This is a genomic window from Microbacterium sp. HMWF026 (assembly GCF_003061325.1).
GTDB lineage: Bacteria > Actinomycetota > Actinomycetes > Actinomycetales > Microbacteriaceae > Microbacterium > Microbacterium testaceum_E.
The window spans coordinates 1-15,091 of sequence record NZ_QAJB01000198.1 but is presented as its reverse complement, the minus strand read 5'-3'; the positions used below and the strand labels follow the sequence as shown (position 1 = coordinate 15,091).

Below are 15,091 nucleotides of genomic sequence, written 5' to 3'. Positions count from 1 at the left end.
CGATGTGGGTGAGCAGCGCGCGGCGGAACTGCGCCGGACGCTCGAGGTGGACGGAATGCCCGGCGCCCTCGACGGCGACCTCGGTCACCTCGCCGCCCTTGTCGGCGTACGCGGCTAGCACGTCGCGGGTCTGCGACACCATCGGCTGCGCGGGGGCCACCTCGGCGCCGGGCCAGCCCGGGACGACGCCCAGCGAGCCGAGGTGGTTGAGGTCGTAGAACGACGCGTCCGAGACGATCGCGTCGGCGGTGCCGTGGATCCACAGGATCGGCGGCTTGGGTTCGAGGTCGACGATGCCGGACACGTCGAAGTACTTCGGGGCCAGCGTGTTCAGCACCCCGATCGTGCCCGGGGCGAAGCCGGGCCACGTCTCGGTCGTGACGGAGTCCCCGGGGTAGTTCCCGCCGGCGGTGGAGGTGGTGAGCATCGACTCGACCCAGACGTCCTCGTGCGCGCTCTCGTACCCCGCGGCCACGTAGCCCGAACGGAAGACCGACCGGGGCGAGGTCGGGGCGTCGGCGGTGGTGTCGTGGTCGATGAGGCGCTGCACGAAGTCGGCGTTCGCGGCACCCGCGCCCGTGCCGGCGTCGTCGTCGTTCAGGCGCGATCCGTCGCGGCGGGTGCCGCCGAAGCCGTAGGGCGAGACGGGGGCCTGCAGCGTCAGCGAGCGCACGGGGTGGTCGAGCGCGTACTGCAGGACGACGCCGCCGCCCATCGACCAGCCGACGAGGTGGGCATCGGGGATCTCGAGCGCCTGCAGCGTCGCGTGCAGGTCGTCGCTGAAGTCGCGCACGCCGCGGGTGGCGTCGATGGGGGTGTGCTCGGTGCGACCGAAGCCGCGCAGGTCGACGGCGAGGACGCGCAGGTCGCTCGGCAGGTCCTGCATGATCTCCTGCCAGAACAGCGAGGACGACACGTTGCCGTGAACGAAGACGACCGTGTGATCGGGGCTCGTGGCGGGGTCGTCCCCCGCTCGCTCGAGCACGTTCACACCCAGCCGGTCGGTCTCGACCAGGCGCGCGCTGATGCCGTCGAAGAGAGTCATGGGGGTCCTCCGTGTCGCTCGCCGGTGCCCCGGTACACCGGTTTCCGACTCTAACGCGCACCCCTGTGCGCCGCATGCGGGCTTGCCCGGCGCGGTCGGATTCCGGTTCGTACACTGGAGGGCATGACGGATGCCACGACCTCCCTGCCCCCGATCGCCATCCTCGGAGCGGGCTCGATGGGAGGGGCCATCCTGCGCGGTCTCGTCGCCGCGGGTCTCACCGACGGCGGGGTCATCGCGACCAACCGCTCGATCGCGAAGGCCGCCGAGCTGGCCGAGCTCGAGGGTGTCACGAGCGTCGCGCTCGAGGCGCACCCGGCGGGCAACACCGACGCCGTCGCCGCGTCCGACATCGTGCTCGTCGGGGTCAAGCCCGCCATGGTCCCCGACCTGCTCGCCGAGATCGCCCCGCACCTGCGCCCGGGGGCGATCGTGGTCAGCCTCGCCGCGGGCGTGACCCTCGACACCTTCGCGCGGTACCTGGGCGACGACGTCGCGACGCTGCGATCGATGCCCAACACGCCCTCGCTCGTGGGCAAGGGCGTCACCGGCCTGGCCGCCGGTCCCGCGGCCTCGGCCGACGACGTCGCGCTGGTCCGAGCGCTGTTCGAGACGGTCGGAGCCGTGCTCGAGGTCCCCGAGTCGCAGATCGACGCGCTCTCGACGATCTCGGGCTCCGGCCCGGCCTACGTCTTCCTGCTCATCGAGGAGTTCACGCGCGCCGCCGTGCGGATGGGCTTCGACGACGAGCAGGCGCGCCTGCTGGCGCAGCAGACCTTCATCGGCGCCACGACCTTGCTCGACTCCGCCGACGTCGATCCCGCCGAGCTGCGCCGCCGTGTCACCAGCCCCAAGGGCACGACGGAGCGCGCCGTGGCCGTGCTGCAGTCCGCGCACCTCGACGACCTGTTCACCGCCGGCGCCGAGGCCGCCCTGGCCCGCGCGAAAGAGCTGGCCGCCGGGAGCTGAGATGCGGCTGCGGTTCTCGGGATCGATCTGGTACTGGCGCGGACCCGCGCCGTACCACTTCGTCACGGTGCCGCCCGCGGAGGCGGCGATGATCGCCGAGATCGCGCCCGTGGTGACCTACGGCTGGGGCATGATCCCGGCATCCGTCACGATCAGGTCGACGACGGCGACCACCTCGCTGTGGCCGAAGGACGGCGGTTACGTCGTGCCCGTCAAGAAGGCCCTGCAGGATGCCGAGGGCCTCGCCGTCGACGACGTGGTCGACGTCGCGCTCGACATCGACGCCTGACGTCCCACCGGGGCCGCGCTCGGCGCGTCAGCGGTCGAGGGCGGCGAACCGTTCGATGTCGCTGTTGGTACCCGACACGATGATGAGGTCGTGATTGGTGACGACGGTGTTCGCCTCGGCGTAGCGGAACGGCCGCCCCGGGCTCTTGACCCCGACGACGGTCACGTTGTACTTGGAGCGCACGCCCGACTCGTTCAGCCCCACGCCACGGACGAGCTTGGGCGGGTACATCTTGGCCAGCACGAAGTCGTCGTCGAAGCGGATGAAGTCCAGCATCCGTCCGCTCACCAGGTGCGCGACGCGTTCGCCGGCCTCGGCCTCGGGGTAGATGACGTGGTTGGCGCCGACGCGGGCAAGGATCTTGCCGTGCGACTGCGAGACGGCCTTCGCCCAGATCTGGGGCACCTTCAGGTCGACGAGGTTGGCGGTGATGAGCACCGAGGCTTCGATGAGCGAGCCGACCGCGACGACCGCGACCTGGAAGTCCTGCGCGCCGATCTGGCGGAGCGCGTCGATGTTGCGGGCGTCGGCCTGGACGGCGTGCGTGACGCGCTCCGACCACTTCTGCACGAGCTCGAGGTTGCCGTCGACGGCGAGCACCTCGCGGTCGAGGCGGTCGAGCTCACCGGCGCATGCGGCGCCGAAGCGACCGAGTCCGATCACCAGGACGGGCGCGTCACTGCGGATGCGTTCAACCAACGATGGGCCTTTCCACGGGGAGCGCGTACAGCTGCGATCGGGACGAGGCAGCCACGGCCGCGGCGAGTGTCACTGTACCAATGCGACCCATGAACATCGTGGCCGCCATGACGTAGACCGCCGGGTCGGGGAGTTCCGCGGTCAGGCCGGTCGACAGGCCCACGGTGGCGAAGCCCGAGACGACGTCGAAGAGGACGTACTCGATGGGCGCGTCGGTGATGCGGCTGATCGTCACGGTCGACACGGCGACGATCGTCGCGCCCCACGCCACGACCGAGAGCGCGACGCGCTGGACGTCGCTGGGGATGCGGCGGCCGAACGCCTGGACCGAGGGGCGGCCCTTCGCCTCCGAGAACACCGCGAGGGCGAGGACGGCGAGGGTCGTGACCTTGATGCCGCCCGCGGTGGATGCCGACCCCCCGCCCACGAACATGAGCATCGACCCGACGATGAGCGTCGCGCCGTTCAGGTCGCCGATGTCGATGACGCTGAAGCCGCCCGAGCGCGTCATGGCCGAGAGGAAGAACGCCTGGAACGTGGTGTCCCACGCGTCCATGCTGCCGAAGGTCAGGGGGTTGTCGTATTCCAGAAGCAGAATGACGCCCGCGCCGACGACGAAGAGGACGACGGTGGTGATGATCGTCAGCTTGGCGTGCAGCGACCACAGGCGGAACCGCCAGTAGTGTCGCCACAGCGTGAAGATGACGGGGAAGCCGATCGAGCCCAGGAACACGCCCGCCATCAGCACCGTCAGCAGGAAGTAGTCCTGCGAGAACGGGGTGAGGCCGTCGGCGTTCGGCACGAAGCCGGTATTGGTGAAGGCCATCGCCGCGTAGTACGGCGCCTCCCACAGGGCGACCAGCGGATCGATGCCGCCCACGATCAACGACGGATAGATCAGCACCGTCAGCGCCGCCTCGATCACGAGGGTCGACAGGGCGACCGTGCGCAAGAGCTGGCCGACCTCGCCGAGGCGGACGGTCTGGCCCTCGTTGACCGGACCGCCGTGCGCGCGCAGCGGGTTGCTGTCGCCGGCGGCGATGAGCTTGGCGCGCAGCCCCAGGCGCTTCGAGATGACCAGGCCGAGGATCGACGCGAGGGTCAGCACACCGAGGGCGCCGACGTTCACGCCGATGTAGGTGATGACGTGTCCGAGCGGCGACCAGTCGGAGTACATGTTGACCGTCGACAGGCCGGTGACGCAGATCGTGGACACCGCGGTGAAGAGGGCGTCGGCGAAGGGGATCCGCTCCCCGGTGGCCGACGCGGCCGGCAGCGAGAACAGCGCGGTGAACAGGGCGATGAGGGTCGCGAAGACGAGGACCGCGAAGCGGGCGGGGGATGCCGTGGTGAGATTGCGCAGCCGATCCCATGCCTCGTAGGCGATGCGACGCATCCGGACGCGCCGTCGAGCCTCGTTCGGCGTCGCCGCCATGCGCCGCTCCTCTCGATGCGCGAACCCGAATCATGGTACTCGGGCCGGGGCGCCGCTAATCTGATGCCATGGCGGACATCTTCGACGTGATCGCTGACGGAACGCGTCGCGACATCCTTCAGCTCCTGCTCGACCGGGCCACCGGGGGTGAGCGGGGGACGAGCGTCTCGCAGATCGTGGCGGCACTCGGCGTCAGCCAGCCGACCGTGTCGAAGCACCTCAAGGTGCTGCGCGAGGCCGAGCTGGTCTCGGTGCGCGAAGAGGGTCAGCACCGTTACTACAGCCTGGCCGTCGCCCCTCTCGACGAGGTCGACGATTGGCTCGTGCCGTTCTTCTCGATCGACGAGGACTCCGAGCCCGCCCTGCCCGAGTCGGCCGTCCACGCCGCCGAGGTGGTCGGCCGCGCGGCGGCCTCGGTCAAGCACTCGTTCTCGACCGCGTTGCGCAAGTTCCCCGGTCGATGAAGGCGAGGGATGCCGCCGCCCGCGGCATCCGTGATGCACACCCGTCACAGAGGGCCCACAGGTTTACAGCCGTCTCGCGCAGACCCTAGAGTGTGCTCAGCATCAGAGGGTGAGTTCACCCGGAACGAGGGGTGAAGCGATGGCCGAGCTGCCGGACGTGCGGTTCCTGACGGTCGCCGAGGTCGCCGAGCTCATGCGCGTCTCGAAGATGACGGTCTATCGTCTCGTGCATTCCGGCGAGCTCCCCGCGGTGCGCTTCGGACGCAGCTACCGTGTGCCGGAATCGGCGGTGGTCGAGGCTGTGCAGCGACCGGTGTCCGACGTCGGCTAGACTGATCCGAGGCTTTTTTCCAACGCCTGCTGTTCCCGGGGGCCGACATCGGCACCCAGACCCCGACTTAGTGAGGTTTTCCGTGGGTTCTGTCATCAAGAAGCGCCGTAAGCGCATGGCGAAGAAGAAGCACCGCAAGCTGCTTCGCAAGACTCGTCACCAGCGCCGCAACAAGAAGTAAGCGGCCACCACACCGAGCGCCTGTCCCCGCGACGGGCGCTTCGTGTATGCGCCCGCGACCCGCGAGCGCGCCGTCCGTCCGTTCTTCCGGAGGTAAGCATGCAGTCCATCTCGGTCCACGACCTGCACGCGGGGCGCGAGCGTCCGCTCATCGACGTGCGCGAGGAGCACGAGTTCGCCGCGGGTCACGTGCCCGGCGCCGTCAACCTCCCCATGTCGACGCTGGGCGAGCACCTGGATGAGCTTCCGGGTGAGCCCTTCGACGTCATCTGCCAACTCGGCGGCCGGTCGGCGCGCGTCGTCGAGGCGCTCACCGCCCGCGGACACGACGCCACCAACGTCGAGGGCGGCACGGGCGACTGGATCGCCGCGGGGTACGACGTCGAATCCTGACCCCGTCGCTGCTCCTAGGATGGACAGCGTGACCACCCTCACGCTGATCGGCAAACCCGGATGCCATCTGTGCGACGTGGCCGAGCAGATCGTCGAGACGGTCGTCGCCGACCTTCCCGTGCGCGTCGCCGACCGCGTCGACATCGAGCAGGCCTCGATCGCCGAGGATGCCGAGCTGTACGCGCAGTGGTGGGAGAAGATCCCGGTCGTGCTCATCGACGGCGAGCTGCACGCGCACTGGCGCGTGTCCGCCGACCGCCTGCGTGCCGCGCTCCTCGCGGCAGACAAAGAAGGAGCCTCCTCGTGAGCATCCGCCACATCGTCCTCTGGAAGCTCGCGGCGGACGACGCCGACACGCGTGCCCTTCACGCCGAGCAGATCGCCGAGCGGTTGACGGCTCTGAAAGATGTGATCGACGAGATCCAGCACATCGAGGTCGGTCGCAACGTCGCCAATCCGCAGTCCAACTGGGACGTCGCCCTGGTCAGCGAGTTCGCCGACGTCGACGCCCTCGAGCGCTATCAGGTGCACCCGGCGCACCAGGAGGTCGCGGGGTTCGTGCGCTCCGTCGTCGCGGAGCGATCCTCGGTCGACTACCCGTTCTGAGCCGCACCGACGCCGTCGGGACGGTCGAGACGCGGTTCAGCCGATCGGTCGGACCGTCGCGGGGACGGGTGCGAGTGCGATCCGTACGGCGGCGCGGTCCTCGAGCTTGAGCTCGGGGGCATGCTCGACGACCACGCGCGACCCGTCCGCGGTCCGCACGGTCGAGCGGCGCACGCTGCCGAGGAAGGTCGACTCCTCGACCACGGCGTCCGTACCGGGGGAGTCCGGGGCGACCAGCACCACCTGCTCGGGGCGGACCACGACTTCGCAGTGGCCGTCGTGCGCGGCCTCGGCGAGCGGGAGTTCCTGCCCCCAGACTTCGACGACCGTGCCCTCGACGATGCCGGGCACCGCGCTCACCGGCCCGAGCACCTCGGCCACCGCGGCGTCCGCGACGCGGGCGTAGACCTCATCCGGGCCGCCCGCGGCGACGATGCGGCCGGCATCCATCACGACCAGCTCGTCGGCGACCGCCGCGGCTTCGGCCGTGTCGCGCGTCGCCCAGAGCGTGGTCACCCCGCGCTCGCGCAGCTCGCGGATCAGGGCGTCCCGCGTCTGCGCACGGGCGGTGGTGTGCAGAGCGGCGAGGGCGTCATCGAGGACGAGGGCCCGCGGCCGGGTCGCGAGCACCCGGGCGATCGCCCACCGCTGTCGGTCTCCGTGCGACAGGCGGTGGACGCTGCGGTCGGCGCCGCCCAGCCCCATCAGCGCGCACAGGCGCTCGGTCTCGCCCGCGGGGTCGGCGACCCCGGCGTGACGGGAGGCGGCCACGATCGCCGCGCGCGCCCGACCGAACCGCGCGACGGCAGCCCGATCGCGCACCTCTGCGACGCGTGGCGCCGCCGGGCCGGTCCGACCCTCGATCTCGACCGTTCCGCTGTCAGGACGCTCGGCACCCGTCACGAGTCGCAGGAGCGTGGACGCCCCGCAGCCGGACGGACCGACGAAGGCGACGATGCGTCCCGCGTCGATCTCGAGATCGACGTCGCGCAGGATCGCGGTGCCCGCTCGGTCACGGCTGACCGCGCGCAGAGAGATCGTCCACCCCGACGGGCGTCGCGCGTCCGCGGAGGACGACGGATCCACGGGGACGATGGCGACCATGCGCCCACGCTAGATGCCGCCGATGACATGCGAACGCCCGGGGAGTGAACCCCGGGCGTCGCTGGACCGAATGTTTACGCCGGCTTACGGCGCGAGGCGCGTCGGGCCACGGAAGAGGTACGTGACCTCGCGGATCGACGACTCGCCGAGCATGAGCATGAGCACGCGCGCCAGGCCCATGCCGAAACCGCCATGCGGCGGTGCACCGAAGCGGAAGAAGTCGAGGTAGAAGTCGAGGTGCTCGGGGTCGAGACCCTTCTCTTTCGCCTGCTCGATCAGCACGTCGACGCGATGCTCGCGCTGCGCACCCGTCGTGATCTCGACGCCGTTGAACAGCAGGTCGTACGACTTGGTGAGCCCGGTCTCTTCGTCCCGCATGTGGTAGAACGCGCGGATCTCGGGGTGGTAGTCCGTGATGAAGACGAAGGGGTGGCCGAACGTCTCGCGCACGTGCGCGGCGATCTGCCGCTCGCCCTCGGGGTCGAGGTCGCCGTCGGTGCGGGGGATGTCGTACCCGCGGGCGGCGACGATCTCGCGGGCCTCGGCCAGCGGAATGCGCGGGAAGGGCACAGCCGGCACCTCGACCTCGACGCCGAAGAGCTCCTGGATCTCGGCGCCGTGCTTGTCGGCGACGGCCTGGAAGGCCGTGTGCAGCAGTTCCTCCTGCATGCGCGCGACATCTTCGTGCGAGTCGATCCAGCTGATCTCGGCGTCGATCGAGGTGAACTCGGTCGCGTGGCGGCTGGTGAACGAGGGGTCGGCGCGGAAGGCGGGGGCGATCTCGAAGATCTTGCCGAAGCCGGCGACCTGGGCCATCTGCTTGAAGAACTGCGGGCTCTGCGCGAGGTAGGCCGTCTTGTCCTCGAAGTACGGCACCTCGAACAGCTCGGCGTTGGACTCCGAGGGGGATGCCATCAGCTTGGGGGAGTGGATCTCGATGTAGTCGCGCTCCACCCAGTACGAGCGCATGGCGTGCTCGAGCGTCGTCTGCACGCGGAAGATGAGGTTGTTGCGGCGCTGGCGCAGGTCGAGGAAACGCCAGTCCATGCGCTTGTCGGGGCTGCTGTCGGCCGCGATGGGCGTCTCGGGGTTCGCCGCGGCGGCGACCCGGAGCTCGCCGACCTTGATCTCGACGCCGCCGAGCTTCACGCGCTCGTCGTGCTTGAGCTCGCCGCGCACGGTCAGGAACGTGCCGGTGGCCAGGGCGCCGATCGTCTCGGTCAGCGCGAGGGCATCGGCATCCTGCTCCACGTCGTCGGACGGACGCGTCGCGGGGTTCACGAGCTGGACCGCGCCGGTCTCGTCGCGCAGGACGACGAACTGCACCTTCTTCTGATCGCGGACGGTTTCGACCCAACCCGACACCTCGACGGGGCCGGCGGGGAGGGATTTCAGCTGGTTGACCAGGACGCGTTCGCTCACGATCGACCAGTCTACGTGCGCGACCCGCCCGGAACCGGGCGCGAACCTACGATGGGGACGTGACCACGCCCCCGCCGTCGTTCCCGCTGCCGCCGCAGTCGTTCCGGACGCTGCGCCCCGAACCGCGGGCGAAGACGTCGCGTCCGTGGGACGTCGCGGTGACCATCGTGCTGCTCGTCCTGCTGCCACTGTTGGCGCTGGCCGCGTCGTACGCGGGGGTTCTGCTGGCCTTCGCCTCGGACGCGTGCGGAGTCGACCGCTGCGACGCCGCGCTGATGAACACGGGCTTCTGGGCAGCGGTGGTGTCGCCGTGGGTCGTGTTCGTCCTGGGTCTCGTCGTCACGATCGTCCGCCTCGTCCGCCATCGACTCGCGTTCTGGGTGCCGCTGCTGACGATCGTCGTGATGGCCGCCGCCTGGTTCGTCTCGGCGGCCATCGTGGGCGCGGGGGTGGCGGCATCCTGAGTCGGTCCGCCGCCGGCGTCGGGCGAGGGCGCTCGGGGGCAACCCCCAGGAATGCCGCGTGACCGGCCCGTAGCCTGGGAGTGGGCGTCCGGACGGGCGGCCGATCACCGAGCGCGAAGGCACCCGATGACCGACATGACCCTCACCCTTCCTCGCTCCGGGGCCGGCTCGGCACCGGACAGCGGGGGCGACTCCTCGTGGCTGACCTCGCTCGCCGACTGGACGGTGTCGCTGATGGAGGTCATCGGCCCCGTGGGCGCCGGCGTCGCCATCGCCCTCGAGAACCTGTTCCCGCCGCTGCCCAGCGAGGTCGTGCTGCCGATGGCCGGCCTCACGGCCAGCCGCGGATCGTTCACCCTCTTCGAGGCGCTGCTGTGGACGACCATCGGGTCGATCGTCGGCGCGTTCATGCTCTACGGCCTCGGCCGGTGGCTCGGGGCCGAGCGCCTGCGCGCCTTCGCGGCGAAGATGCCGCTGCTGCACCCCGAGGACGTCGACCGCACCGTGGCGTGGTTCGAGCGGCACGGGGGCAAGGCCGTGTTCTTCGGACGGATGATCCCGATCTTCCGCAGCCTCATCTCGATCCCCGCGGGCGTCTCGAAGATGCCGCTCTGGCGATTCGGTCTGCTCACCGGGGCCGGAAGCCTCATCTGGAACACGATCTTCGTGCTGTCGGGTTACCTGCTGGGCGAGAACTGGCACATCGTCGAGGAGTACGCGTCGATCCTGCAGTACGTCGTCATCGCCGCGGTCGGAGTCGGCGTCGCCTGGTTCCTGTACTCGCGCGTGCGGTCGCTCATCGCGGCGAAGAAAGACGCCTGACCGGGCGGGATATCTCCACGTCGAGGCAACCGGCATCCGGACTCAGTCAGACCACAGAACCCGCCCGTAGACTGGGAACGTGCCCGCCGACCGCCTTCATCTCGTGCGCCACGGAGAGGTCCACAACCCCCGTCGCGTGCTCTACGGTCGGCTCCCCGGATTCGGTCTGAGCGTCGACGGACGCCGCATGGCCCGCCAGGCGGCGGAGCACGTGCAGGCGCTCGAGCGACCCGTGTCGGCGCTCGTCGTGTCGCCGCTGCAGCGCACCCGCGAGTCCGCCGAGCCCTTCGTCGAGCTGTTCGGCATCGAGCCGTTCATCGACGACCGGGTCATCGAGCCGAGCAACGTCTTCGAGGGGCGTCGCATGAGGCAGGCGCTCGCGAACCCGCTCAACTGGCGCCACCTCGTCCAGCCGGACGTGCCCAGCTGGGGAGAGCCCTACGCGCACATCGTCGCCCGCATGACCGCGGCGATGCAGGACGCCTGGGACCGCGTTCCCGCGGGCGACGTGGTGGTCGTCTCGCACCAGCTGCCCATCTGGGTGACCCACCTCGCCCTGTCCCACCAGCCCACCCGCCACGATCCCCGCAAGCGCCGGTGCGCGCTGTCGAGCGTGACGAGCTTCGAACGGCGAGACGGCGCCGACGGCTCGGCCCGCTGGGTCGAGGTGGCGTACGCCGAGCCGGCGAGCACCGCCGGAGCCGTCGATGTAGGAGCCGTCTGATGCGCCGAATCCTGACCGCCGTGGGGGCGATCACCGCCTCCGCCGCCCTGATCGCGGGCCTGGCCGCCTGCAGCGCCGACCCGCTGGCCGACCAGTACCGCGCCGGCGACAACAAGGGCTACATCGCCGCGAACGGGTTCCAGACCGCCGAGATCGCTCCCGAGAACCGCACGGAGCCGGTGCAGTTCACCGGCACGCTCGACAACGGTTCGCCCGTGTCGAGCACCGACTTCGCGGGCAAGGTGCTCGTGGTCAACTTCTGGTATGCCACCTGCGGCCCCTGCATCATCGAGGCCCCTCGCCTCGAGCAGGCGTATCAGACCTTCCAGGGCCAGGACGTGGCGTTCCTGGGTATCAACACGTACGACCAGCCCGCCACCGCGCTGTCGTTCGCGCGCGACCACGAGGTGTCGTACTCGAGCGCCATGGCGGTCGACGATGCGCCGCTCAAGCTCGCGTTCAGCCAGGCGACCTCGCTGAACGCCACCCCCACGACCCTCGTGCTCGACAAGCAGGGTCGCGTCGCCGCCCGCATCGTGGGCGAACTGCCCGAGGCGTCGATCCTCGAGGCCATCGTGCGCACGCTGGTCGCGGAGAACGCGTGAACCCCGGCGCTCTCGTCTTCGACGGGGCGCTGTGGGTCGCCCTTCCCATCGCCGTCGCGGCGGGGCTGATCTCGTTCCTCTCGCCGTGCGTGCTGCCGCTCGTGCCGGGATACCTCGGCTACATCGGCGGTGCCGTCGCGCCGCGCGGGGGATCGGCATCCGCACCGGGTCGCGGACGCCTGCTGTGGGGCACGCTGCTGTTCATCGCGGGGTTCACCGCGGTGTTCATGGCGGTGAACGTGCTCGGCGGCACGGTCGGCATGTTCTTCCTGCGCTACGCCGATCTCATCACGCGGGTCATGGGCGTGGTCATCATCCTGCTCGGGCTCGTCTTCATCGGGCTGTTCGGCGTCGCGCAGCGCTCGGTGCGCCTGCAGGCCCGCGGCAACCTCGGGCTGATCGGGGCACCCCTGCTGGGCGTGGCGCTCGGCATCGGCTGGACGCCGTGCATCGGACCCACCCTCGCGGCGATCATCTCGGTGTCGTACAACCTGGGAGACCCCGGGCGTGCGGCGCTGCTGGGCCTCGCCTACTCGCTGGGGCTCGGCATCCCGTTCCTGCTCCTCGCCCTCGGGCTGGGTTGGGCGACCCGCTCCGTGGCGTTCGTGCGCCGGCACATCCGCGTCGTCAACCTCATCGGCGGGGCTCTTCTGATCGTGCTCGGCCTGCTCATGGTCACCGGCCTGTGGGGGCAGTGGATGTCCGTCCTGCAGGGGGTGATCGGCACTGTCCAGCTCCCGCTCTGACCGTTCCCGTACCGACCGAGGCACCACTGTGACCGACCCCCTGCGCCCGTCCGACCACGCCGACTCCGCCGCGTCCGCCGGTGCGGCGTCGAGCGACGACGTCACCCAGCCGCAGCTGGGCGTCGTCGGCTGGCTGCGGTGGGGCTGGCGACAGCTCACGAGCATGCGCACCGCCCTGGTGCTGCTGCTGCTGCTCGCGATCGCCGCCGTCCCCGGTTCGCTCGTCCCGCAGCGCAGCGCCGACCCCAACGGCGTCACGCAGTACTTCACCGATAACCCCGACCTGGCGCCGGTGCTCGACAAGCTCAGCCTGTTCGACGTCTACACCTCGCCGTGGTTCTCCGCGATCTACCTGCTGCTGTTCATCTCGCTGATCGGCTGCGTGCTGCCGCGCACCAAACACCACTGGAAGGCGCTGCGCTCGCAGCCCCCGCGGACGCCCGCGCGCCTGTCGCGACTGGACGACCATCGCACGCGCGAGATCGCGGTCGAGGGCGACGCGGATGCCGCCGCGGCGGCCGCCGTCGAGACCGCGGCCGCGCAGCTGCGCAAGAGCGGCTACCGGGTCGCCCGCTACGACGGACGCGGAACGTTCTCGGTGTCGGCCGAGCGCGGCTACCTGCGCGAGACCGGCAACCTGCTCTTCCACGGTGCGCTGGTCGGCGTGCTGATCGCCGTCGGCGTCGGCGGCGGCTTCACCTACACGGGCCAGCGCGTCCTCGTCGAGGGTCAGGCCTTCGCCAACAGCCTGCTCGACTACTCGTCGTTCAACCCCGGACGGTTCGTCAACGGCGACACCCTCACGCCGTACTCGATGACGCTCGACCGGTTCGACGTCACCTACGTGCCGCCGGGTCAGCCCGGTTCGGGCCAGGCCGGCAACTTCGTCGCCCACGTCACCACCCAGGCGCCCGGTTCCGACCCGCAGGACGGTGAGGTGCGCGTCAACCACCCGCTCGACGTGCAGGGCGACCGCGTCTACCTGCTCGGCAACGGCTACGCCCCCACCGTCACGATCCGCGACGCCCAGGGCAACGAGGTGTTCCACGACTCGGTCGCCTTCCTGCCCCAGGATGCCAACATGACCTCGCTCGGGGTCATCAAGGTCGCCGACGGGCTGCCGCAGCAGCTCGGTCTTCTCGGGTTCTTCTACCCGACGATGGATGTGCTCGACACGGGCGCCCTCACCTCGACGTACGGCGCCCTCGAATACCCCACGCTGACGTTGCGCGTGTACGAGGGCGACCTGGGCATCGACGACGGCACCCCGCGCTCGGTCTACACGCTCGACCCCTCGGGCATGACGCAGATCGCGGGCGGCGACAGCGGGAACCCGGCGATCCAGCTGATGCCCGGCCAGACCGAGGACCTGCCCAACGGTCTGGGGACCATCACCTTCGAGAACGAGGCCCCGGCCGGAGCCGTCGGCTACGAGGGGTCGGTGAAGCGTTTCGCCTCGCTCTCGATCCACCGCGACCTGGCGGGTCCGTGGGTGCTCGGCTTCGCCTTGCTCGCCCTCTTCGGACTGCTCGCGGCGCTGTTCGTGCCGCGCCGTCGCATGTGGGTCAAGGCGAGCCCGCAGAACGGCACCGTGCTCATCGAGTACGCCGGCCTCGCCCGCGGAGAGGACCCGACCCTCGCCGCCGCCGTCGACCAGCTGGCCGACAAGCACGGCGCGACCCTTCCCGCCCCTCCTTCCCAGAGCCACCCCGACACCGGAAAAGTAGACTGAGACCATGCCCGGAACCGACCCGCTTCTCCTCGATGAGATCTCCCTCCTCCTGGTGTGGACGGCGGTCGCCATCTACGTGCTGGCGTTCATCGCCTACGCCATCGACCTCGCCCGCCGCTCCGACCTCGCGCTCAAGGCCAAGGACGAGGTCGTAGCGCGCGAGCTCGTGACCGCCGGTGGCGGGGGAGTGATCTCCTCGGGCGGGGGGGCGTCGGCATCCACCCCCTCCGCCAAGCCCCGCTACCTCTGGGCGCGCCTGGGGACGGTGCTCACGGCGCTCGGCTTCGTGTTCCACCTCGTGGCGACCGTGCTGCGCGGCGTCGCCGCCGAGCGCGTGCCGTGGTCGAACATGTACGAGTTCGCCCTGACCGGCCTGCTGCTCATCATCGCGGTGTACCTCGCCGTGCTGACCAAGTTCGACCTGCGCTTCCTCGGCGCACTGATGACGGGCCTCGCGGTGCTGCTGCTCGGAGGTGCGACGCTGGCGTTCCACGTCGAGGTCGTGCCCCTCGCCGACCCCCTGAAGTCGGTGTGGCTCGTCGTGCACGTGTTCGTCGCGAGCCTGGCGACCGCGTTGTTCGCGCTGGCGTTCGGCCTGTCGGTCGTGCAGCTGATCCAGACGCGGCGCGAGCGCAAGCTCGCCGAGGCCCCGGTGGATGCCGCACCCTCGCGCAGCTTCCTGCGCACCGTCCCGAACGCCGACGCCCTCGAGTCGCTGGCGTACCGCTTCGCGATCGTCGGCTTCATCTTCTGGACCTTCACGCTGATCGCCGGATCGATCTGGGCGAACGACGCCTGGGGTCGCTTCTGGGGCTTCGACACCAAAGAGGTCTGGACCTTCGTGATCTGGGTGCTCTACGCCGGTTACATCCACGCCCGTGCGACCCGCGGCTGGCGCGGTACCCGCTCGGCGTGGCTGTCGATCATCGGCTTCACCGCGGTGCTGTTCAATTTCACGATCGTGAACGTCTTCTTCAAGGGTCTGCACGCGTACAGCGGCCTGACCACCTGAGGCGTCGCCCGTCGCGTTCGGGGCCCGTCCGGCTGTCGCCGGGCGGGCC

Annotated in this window: 20 protein-coding genes; 15 read left to right on the top strand and 5 right to left on the bottom strand. The window is 70.2% G+C overall.

Features of this window, described 5'->3' with window-relative positions; all coding sequences use genetic code 11:
- Nucleotides 1-1,045: alpha/beta fold hydrolase (locus tag DBR36_RS08370; protein WP_108318468.1), on the bottom strand; the 1,045-nt coding region annotated here is incomplete at its 3' end.
- 123 nt (nt 1,046-1,168) lie between these two features.
- On the opposite strand from DBR36_RS08370, the gene proC reads away from it, so the two are divergent.
- Nucleotides 1,169-2,014: a pyrroline-5-carboxylate reductase gene (proC, locus tag DBR36_RS08365; protein WP_108318466.1), complete on the top strand. Its 846-nt coding sequence runs from the start codon at nt 1,169-1,171 to the stop codon at nt 2,012-2,014.
- A gap of 1 nt (nt 2,015) precedes the next feature.
- Nucleotides 2,016-2,303, top strand: coding sequence for a DUF1905 domain-containing protein (locus tag DBR36_RS08360; protein ID WP_108318464.1), 288 nt, complete (start codon nt 2,016-2,018; stop codon nt 2,301-2,303).
- A gap of 27 nt (nt 2,304-2,330) precedes the next feature.
- Here DBR36_RS08360 and DBR36_RS08355 read toward each other — a convergent pair whose 3' ends face one another.
- Nucleotides 2,331-3,002, bottom strand: coding sequence for a TrkA family potassium uptake protein (locus tag DBR36_RS08355; protein ID WP_076677413.1), 672 nt, complete (start codon nt 3,000-3,002; stop codon nt 2,331-2,333).
- On the bottom strand, nt 2,995-4,398 hold the full coding sequence (locus tag DBR36_RS08350; protein WP_258222635.1) for a TrkH family potassium uptake protein: 1,404 nt from the start codon (nt 4,396-4,398) through the stop codon (nt 2,995-2,997). The genes DBR36_RS08355 and DBR36_RS08350 overlap by 8 nt, the downstream gene beginning before the upstream one ends.
- A 107-nt stretch (nt 4,399-4,505) precedes the next feature.
- Between DBR36_RS08350 and DBR36_RS08345 the strand changes: the two genes are divergently transcribed.
- The 6 genes from DBR36_RS08345 to DBR36_RS08320 all read left to right on the top strand — a co-directional run bounded on the left by DBR36_RS08345 (nt 4,506) and on the right by DBR36_RS08320 (nt 6,411).
- Nucleotides 4,506-4,901: a helix-turn-helix transcriptional regulator gene (locus DBR36_RS08345; protein ID WP_108318460.1), complete on the top strand. Its 396-nt coding sequence runs from the start codon at nt 4,506-4,508 to the stop codon at nt 4,899-4,901.
- A 139-nt stretch (nt 4,902-5,040) separates the two neighbouring features.
- Complete coding sequence (locus tag DBR36_RS08340; protein ID WP_108318458.1) at nt 5,041-5,232, top strand: helix-turn-helix domain-containing protein; 192 nt, start codon at nt 5,041-5,043, stop codon at nt 5,230-5,232.
- 82 nt (nt 5,233-5,314) lie between these two features.
- Entirely contained in the window at nt 5,315-5,413 is a 99-nt protein-coding gene (locus DBR36_RS08335; RefSeq protein WP_003792170.1) for a 30S ribosomal protein bS22, read from the top strand.
- Nucleotides 5,414-5,511: 98 nt separating this feature from the next.
- Entirely contained in the window at nt 5,512-5,805 is a 294-nt protein-coding gene (locus DBR36_RS08330; protein WP_108318456.1) for a rhodanese-like domain-containing protein, read from the top strand.
- 28 nt (nt 5,806-5,833) lie between these two features.
- Nucleotides 5,834-6,112: a glutaredoxin family protein gene (locus tag DBR36_RS08325; RefSeq protein ID WP_108318474.1), complete on the top strand. Its 279-nt coding sequence runs from the start codon at nt 5,834-5,836 to the stop codon at nt 6,110-6,112.
- On the top strand, nt 6,109-6,411 hold the full coding sequence (locus DBR36_RS08320) for a Dabb family protein (RefSeq protein ID WP_108318454.1): 303 nt from the start codon (nt 6,109-6,111) through the stop codon (nt 6,409-6,411). Before DBR36_RS08325 ends, DBR36_RS08320 begins: the two co-directional genes overlap by 4 nt.
- A 36-nt stretch (nt 6,412-6,447) precedes the next feature.
- On the opposite strand, the gene DBR36_RS08315 is transcribed toward DBR36_RS08320, so the two are convergent.
- Entirely contained in the window at nt 6,448-7,515 is a 1,068-nt protein-coding gene (locus DBR36_RS08315) for an ABC transporter ATP-binding protein (protein ID WP_108318452.1), read from the bottom strand.
- 84 nt (nt 7,516-7,599) lie between these two features.
- On the bottom strand, nt 7,600-8,937 hold the full coding sequence (gene aspS / locus DBR36_RS08310) for an aspartate--tRNA(Asn) ligase (protein WP_108318450.1): 1,338 nt from the start codon (nt 8,935-8,937) through the stop codon (nt 7,600-7,602).
- A gap of 59 nt (nt 8,938-8,996) precedes the next feature.
- Between aspS and DBR36_RS08305 the strand changes: the two genes are divergently transcribed.
- From DBR36_RS08305 to ccsB, 7 genes are all read left to right on the top strand, one after another.
- Nucleotides 8,997-9,401, top strand: a complete 405-nt coding sequence (locus DBR36_RS08305) for a DUF6264 family protein (RefSeq protein ID WP_108318448.1) — start codon at nt 8,997-8,999, stop codon at nt 9,399-9,401.
- A gap of 135 nt (nt 9,402-9,536) precedes the next feature.
- Nucleotides 9,537-10,223, top strand: coding sequence for a DedA family protein (locus DBR36_RS08300; RefSeq protein ID WP_108318472.1), 687 nt, complete (start codon nt 9,537-9,539; stop codon nt 10,221-10,223).
- A gap of 79 nt (nt 10,224-10,302) precedes the next feature.
- On the top strand, nt 10,303-10,947 hold the full coding sequence (locus DBR36_RS08295) for a histidine phosphatase family protein (protein ID WP_108318446.1): 645 nt from the start codon (nt 10,303-10,305) through the stop codon (nt 10,945-10,947).
- Nucleotides 10,947-11,552, top strand: coding sequence for a TlpA disulfide reductase family protein (locus DBR36_RS08290; RefSeq protein ID WP_181373529.1), 606 nt, complete (start codon nt 10,947-10,949; stop codon nt 11,550-11,552). Before DBR36_RS08295 ends, DBR36_RS08290 begins: the two co-directional genes overlap by 1 nt.
- The gene (locus DBR36_RS08285; protein ID WP_108318444.1) at nt 11,549-12,298 is read left to right on the top strand and encodes a cytochrome c biogenesis CcdA family protein; all 750 of its coding nucleotides are present in this window, start codon (nt 11,549-11,551) and stop codon (nt 12,296-12,298) included. Before DBR36_RS08290 ends, DBR36_RS08285 begins: the two co-directional genes overlap by 4 nt.
- A 28-nt stretch (nt 12,299-12,326) precedes the next feature.
- On the top strand, nt 12,327-14,030 hold the full coding sequence (locus tag DBR36_RS08280; RefSeq protein ID WP_108318442.1) for a cytochrome c biogenesis protein ResB: 1,704 nt from the start codon (nt 12,327-12,329) through the stop codon (nt 14,028-14,030).
- 4 nt (nt 14,031-14,034) lie between these two features.
- Nucleotides 14,035-15,042, top strand: coding sequence for a c-type cytochrome biogenesis protein CcsB (ccsB, locus tag DBR36_RS08275; protein ID WP_108318440.1), 1,008 nt, complete (start codon nt 14,035-14,037; stop codon nt 15,040-15,042).
- Nucleotides 15,043-15,091 lie beyond the last annotated feature (49 nt).

What these genes read in the sequence shown, in the direction of transcription:
- DBR36_RS08315 (WP_108318452.1), bottom strand. Translation starts at nt 7,515, where the DNA reads ATGGTCGCCATCGTCCCCGTGGATCCGTCGTCCTCCGCGGACGCGCGA.
- DBR36_RS08345 (WP_108318460.1), top strand. Translation starts at nt 4,506, where the DNA reads ATGGCGGACATCTTCGACGTGATCGCTGACGGAACGCGTCGCGACATC.
- DBR36_RS08360 (WP_108318464.1), top strand. Translation starts at nt 2,016, where the DNA reads ATGCGGCTGCGGTTCTCGGGATCGATCTGGTACTGGCGCGGACCCGCG.
- DBR36_RS08290 (WP_181373529.1), top strand. Translation starts at nt 10,947, where the DNA reads ATGCGCCGAATCCTGACCGCCGTGGGGGCGATCACCGCCTCCGCCGCC.
- proC (WP_108318466.1), top strand. Translation starts at nt 1,169, where the DNA reads ATGACGGATGCCACGACCTCCCTGCCCCCGATCGCCATCCTCGGAGCG.
- DBR36_RS08350 (WP_258222635.1), bottom strand. Translation starts at nt 4,398, where the DNA reads ATGCGTCGCATCGCCTACGAGGCATGGGATCGGCTGCGCAATCTCACC.
- ccsB (WP_108318440.1), top strand. Translation starts at nt 14,035, where the DNA reads ATGCCCGGAACCGACCCGCTTCTCCTCGATGAGATCTCCCTCCTCCTG.
- DBR36_RS08330 (WP_108318456.1), top strand. Translation starts at nt 5,512, where the DNA reads ATGCAGTCCATCTCGGTCCACGACCTGCACGCGGGGCGCGAGCGTCCG.
- DBR36_RS08300 (WP_108318472.1), top strand. Translation starts at nt 9,537, where the DNA reads ATGACCCTCACCCTTCCTCGCTCCGGGGCCGGCTCGGCACCGGACAGC.
- DBR36_RS08340 (WP_108318458.1), top strand. Translation starts at nt 5,041, where the DNA reads ATGGCCGAGCTGCCGGACGTGCGGTTCCTGACGGTCGCCGAGGTCGCC.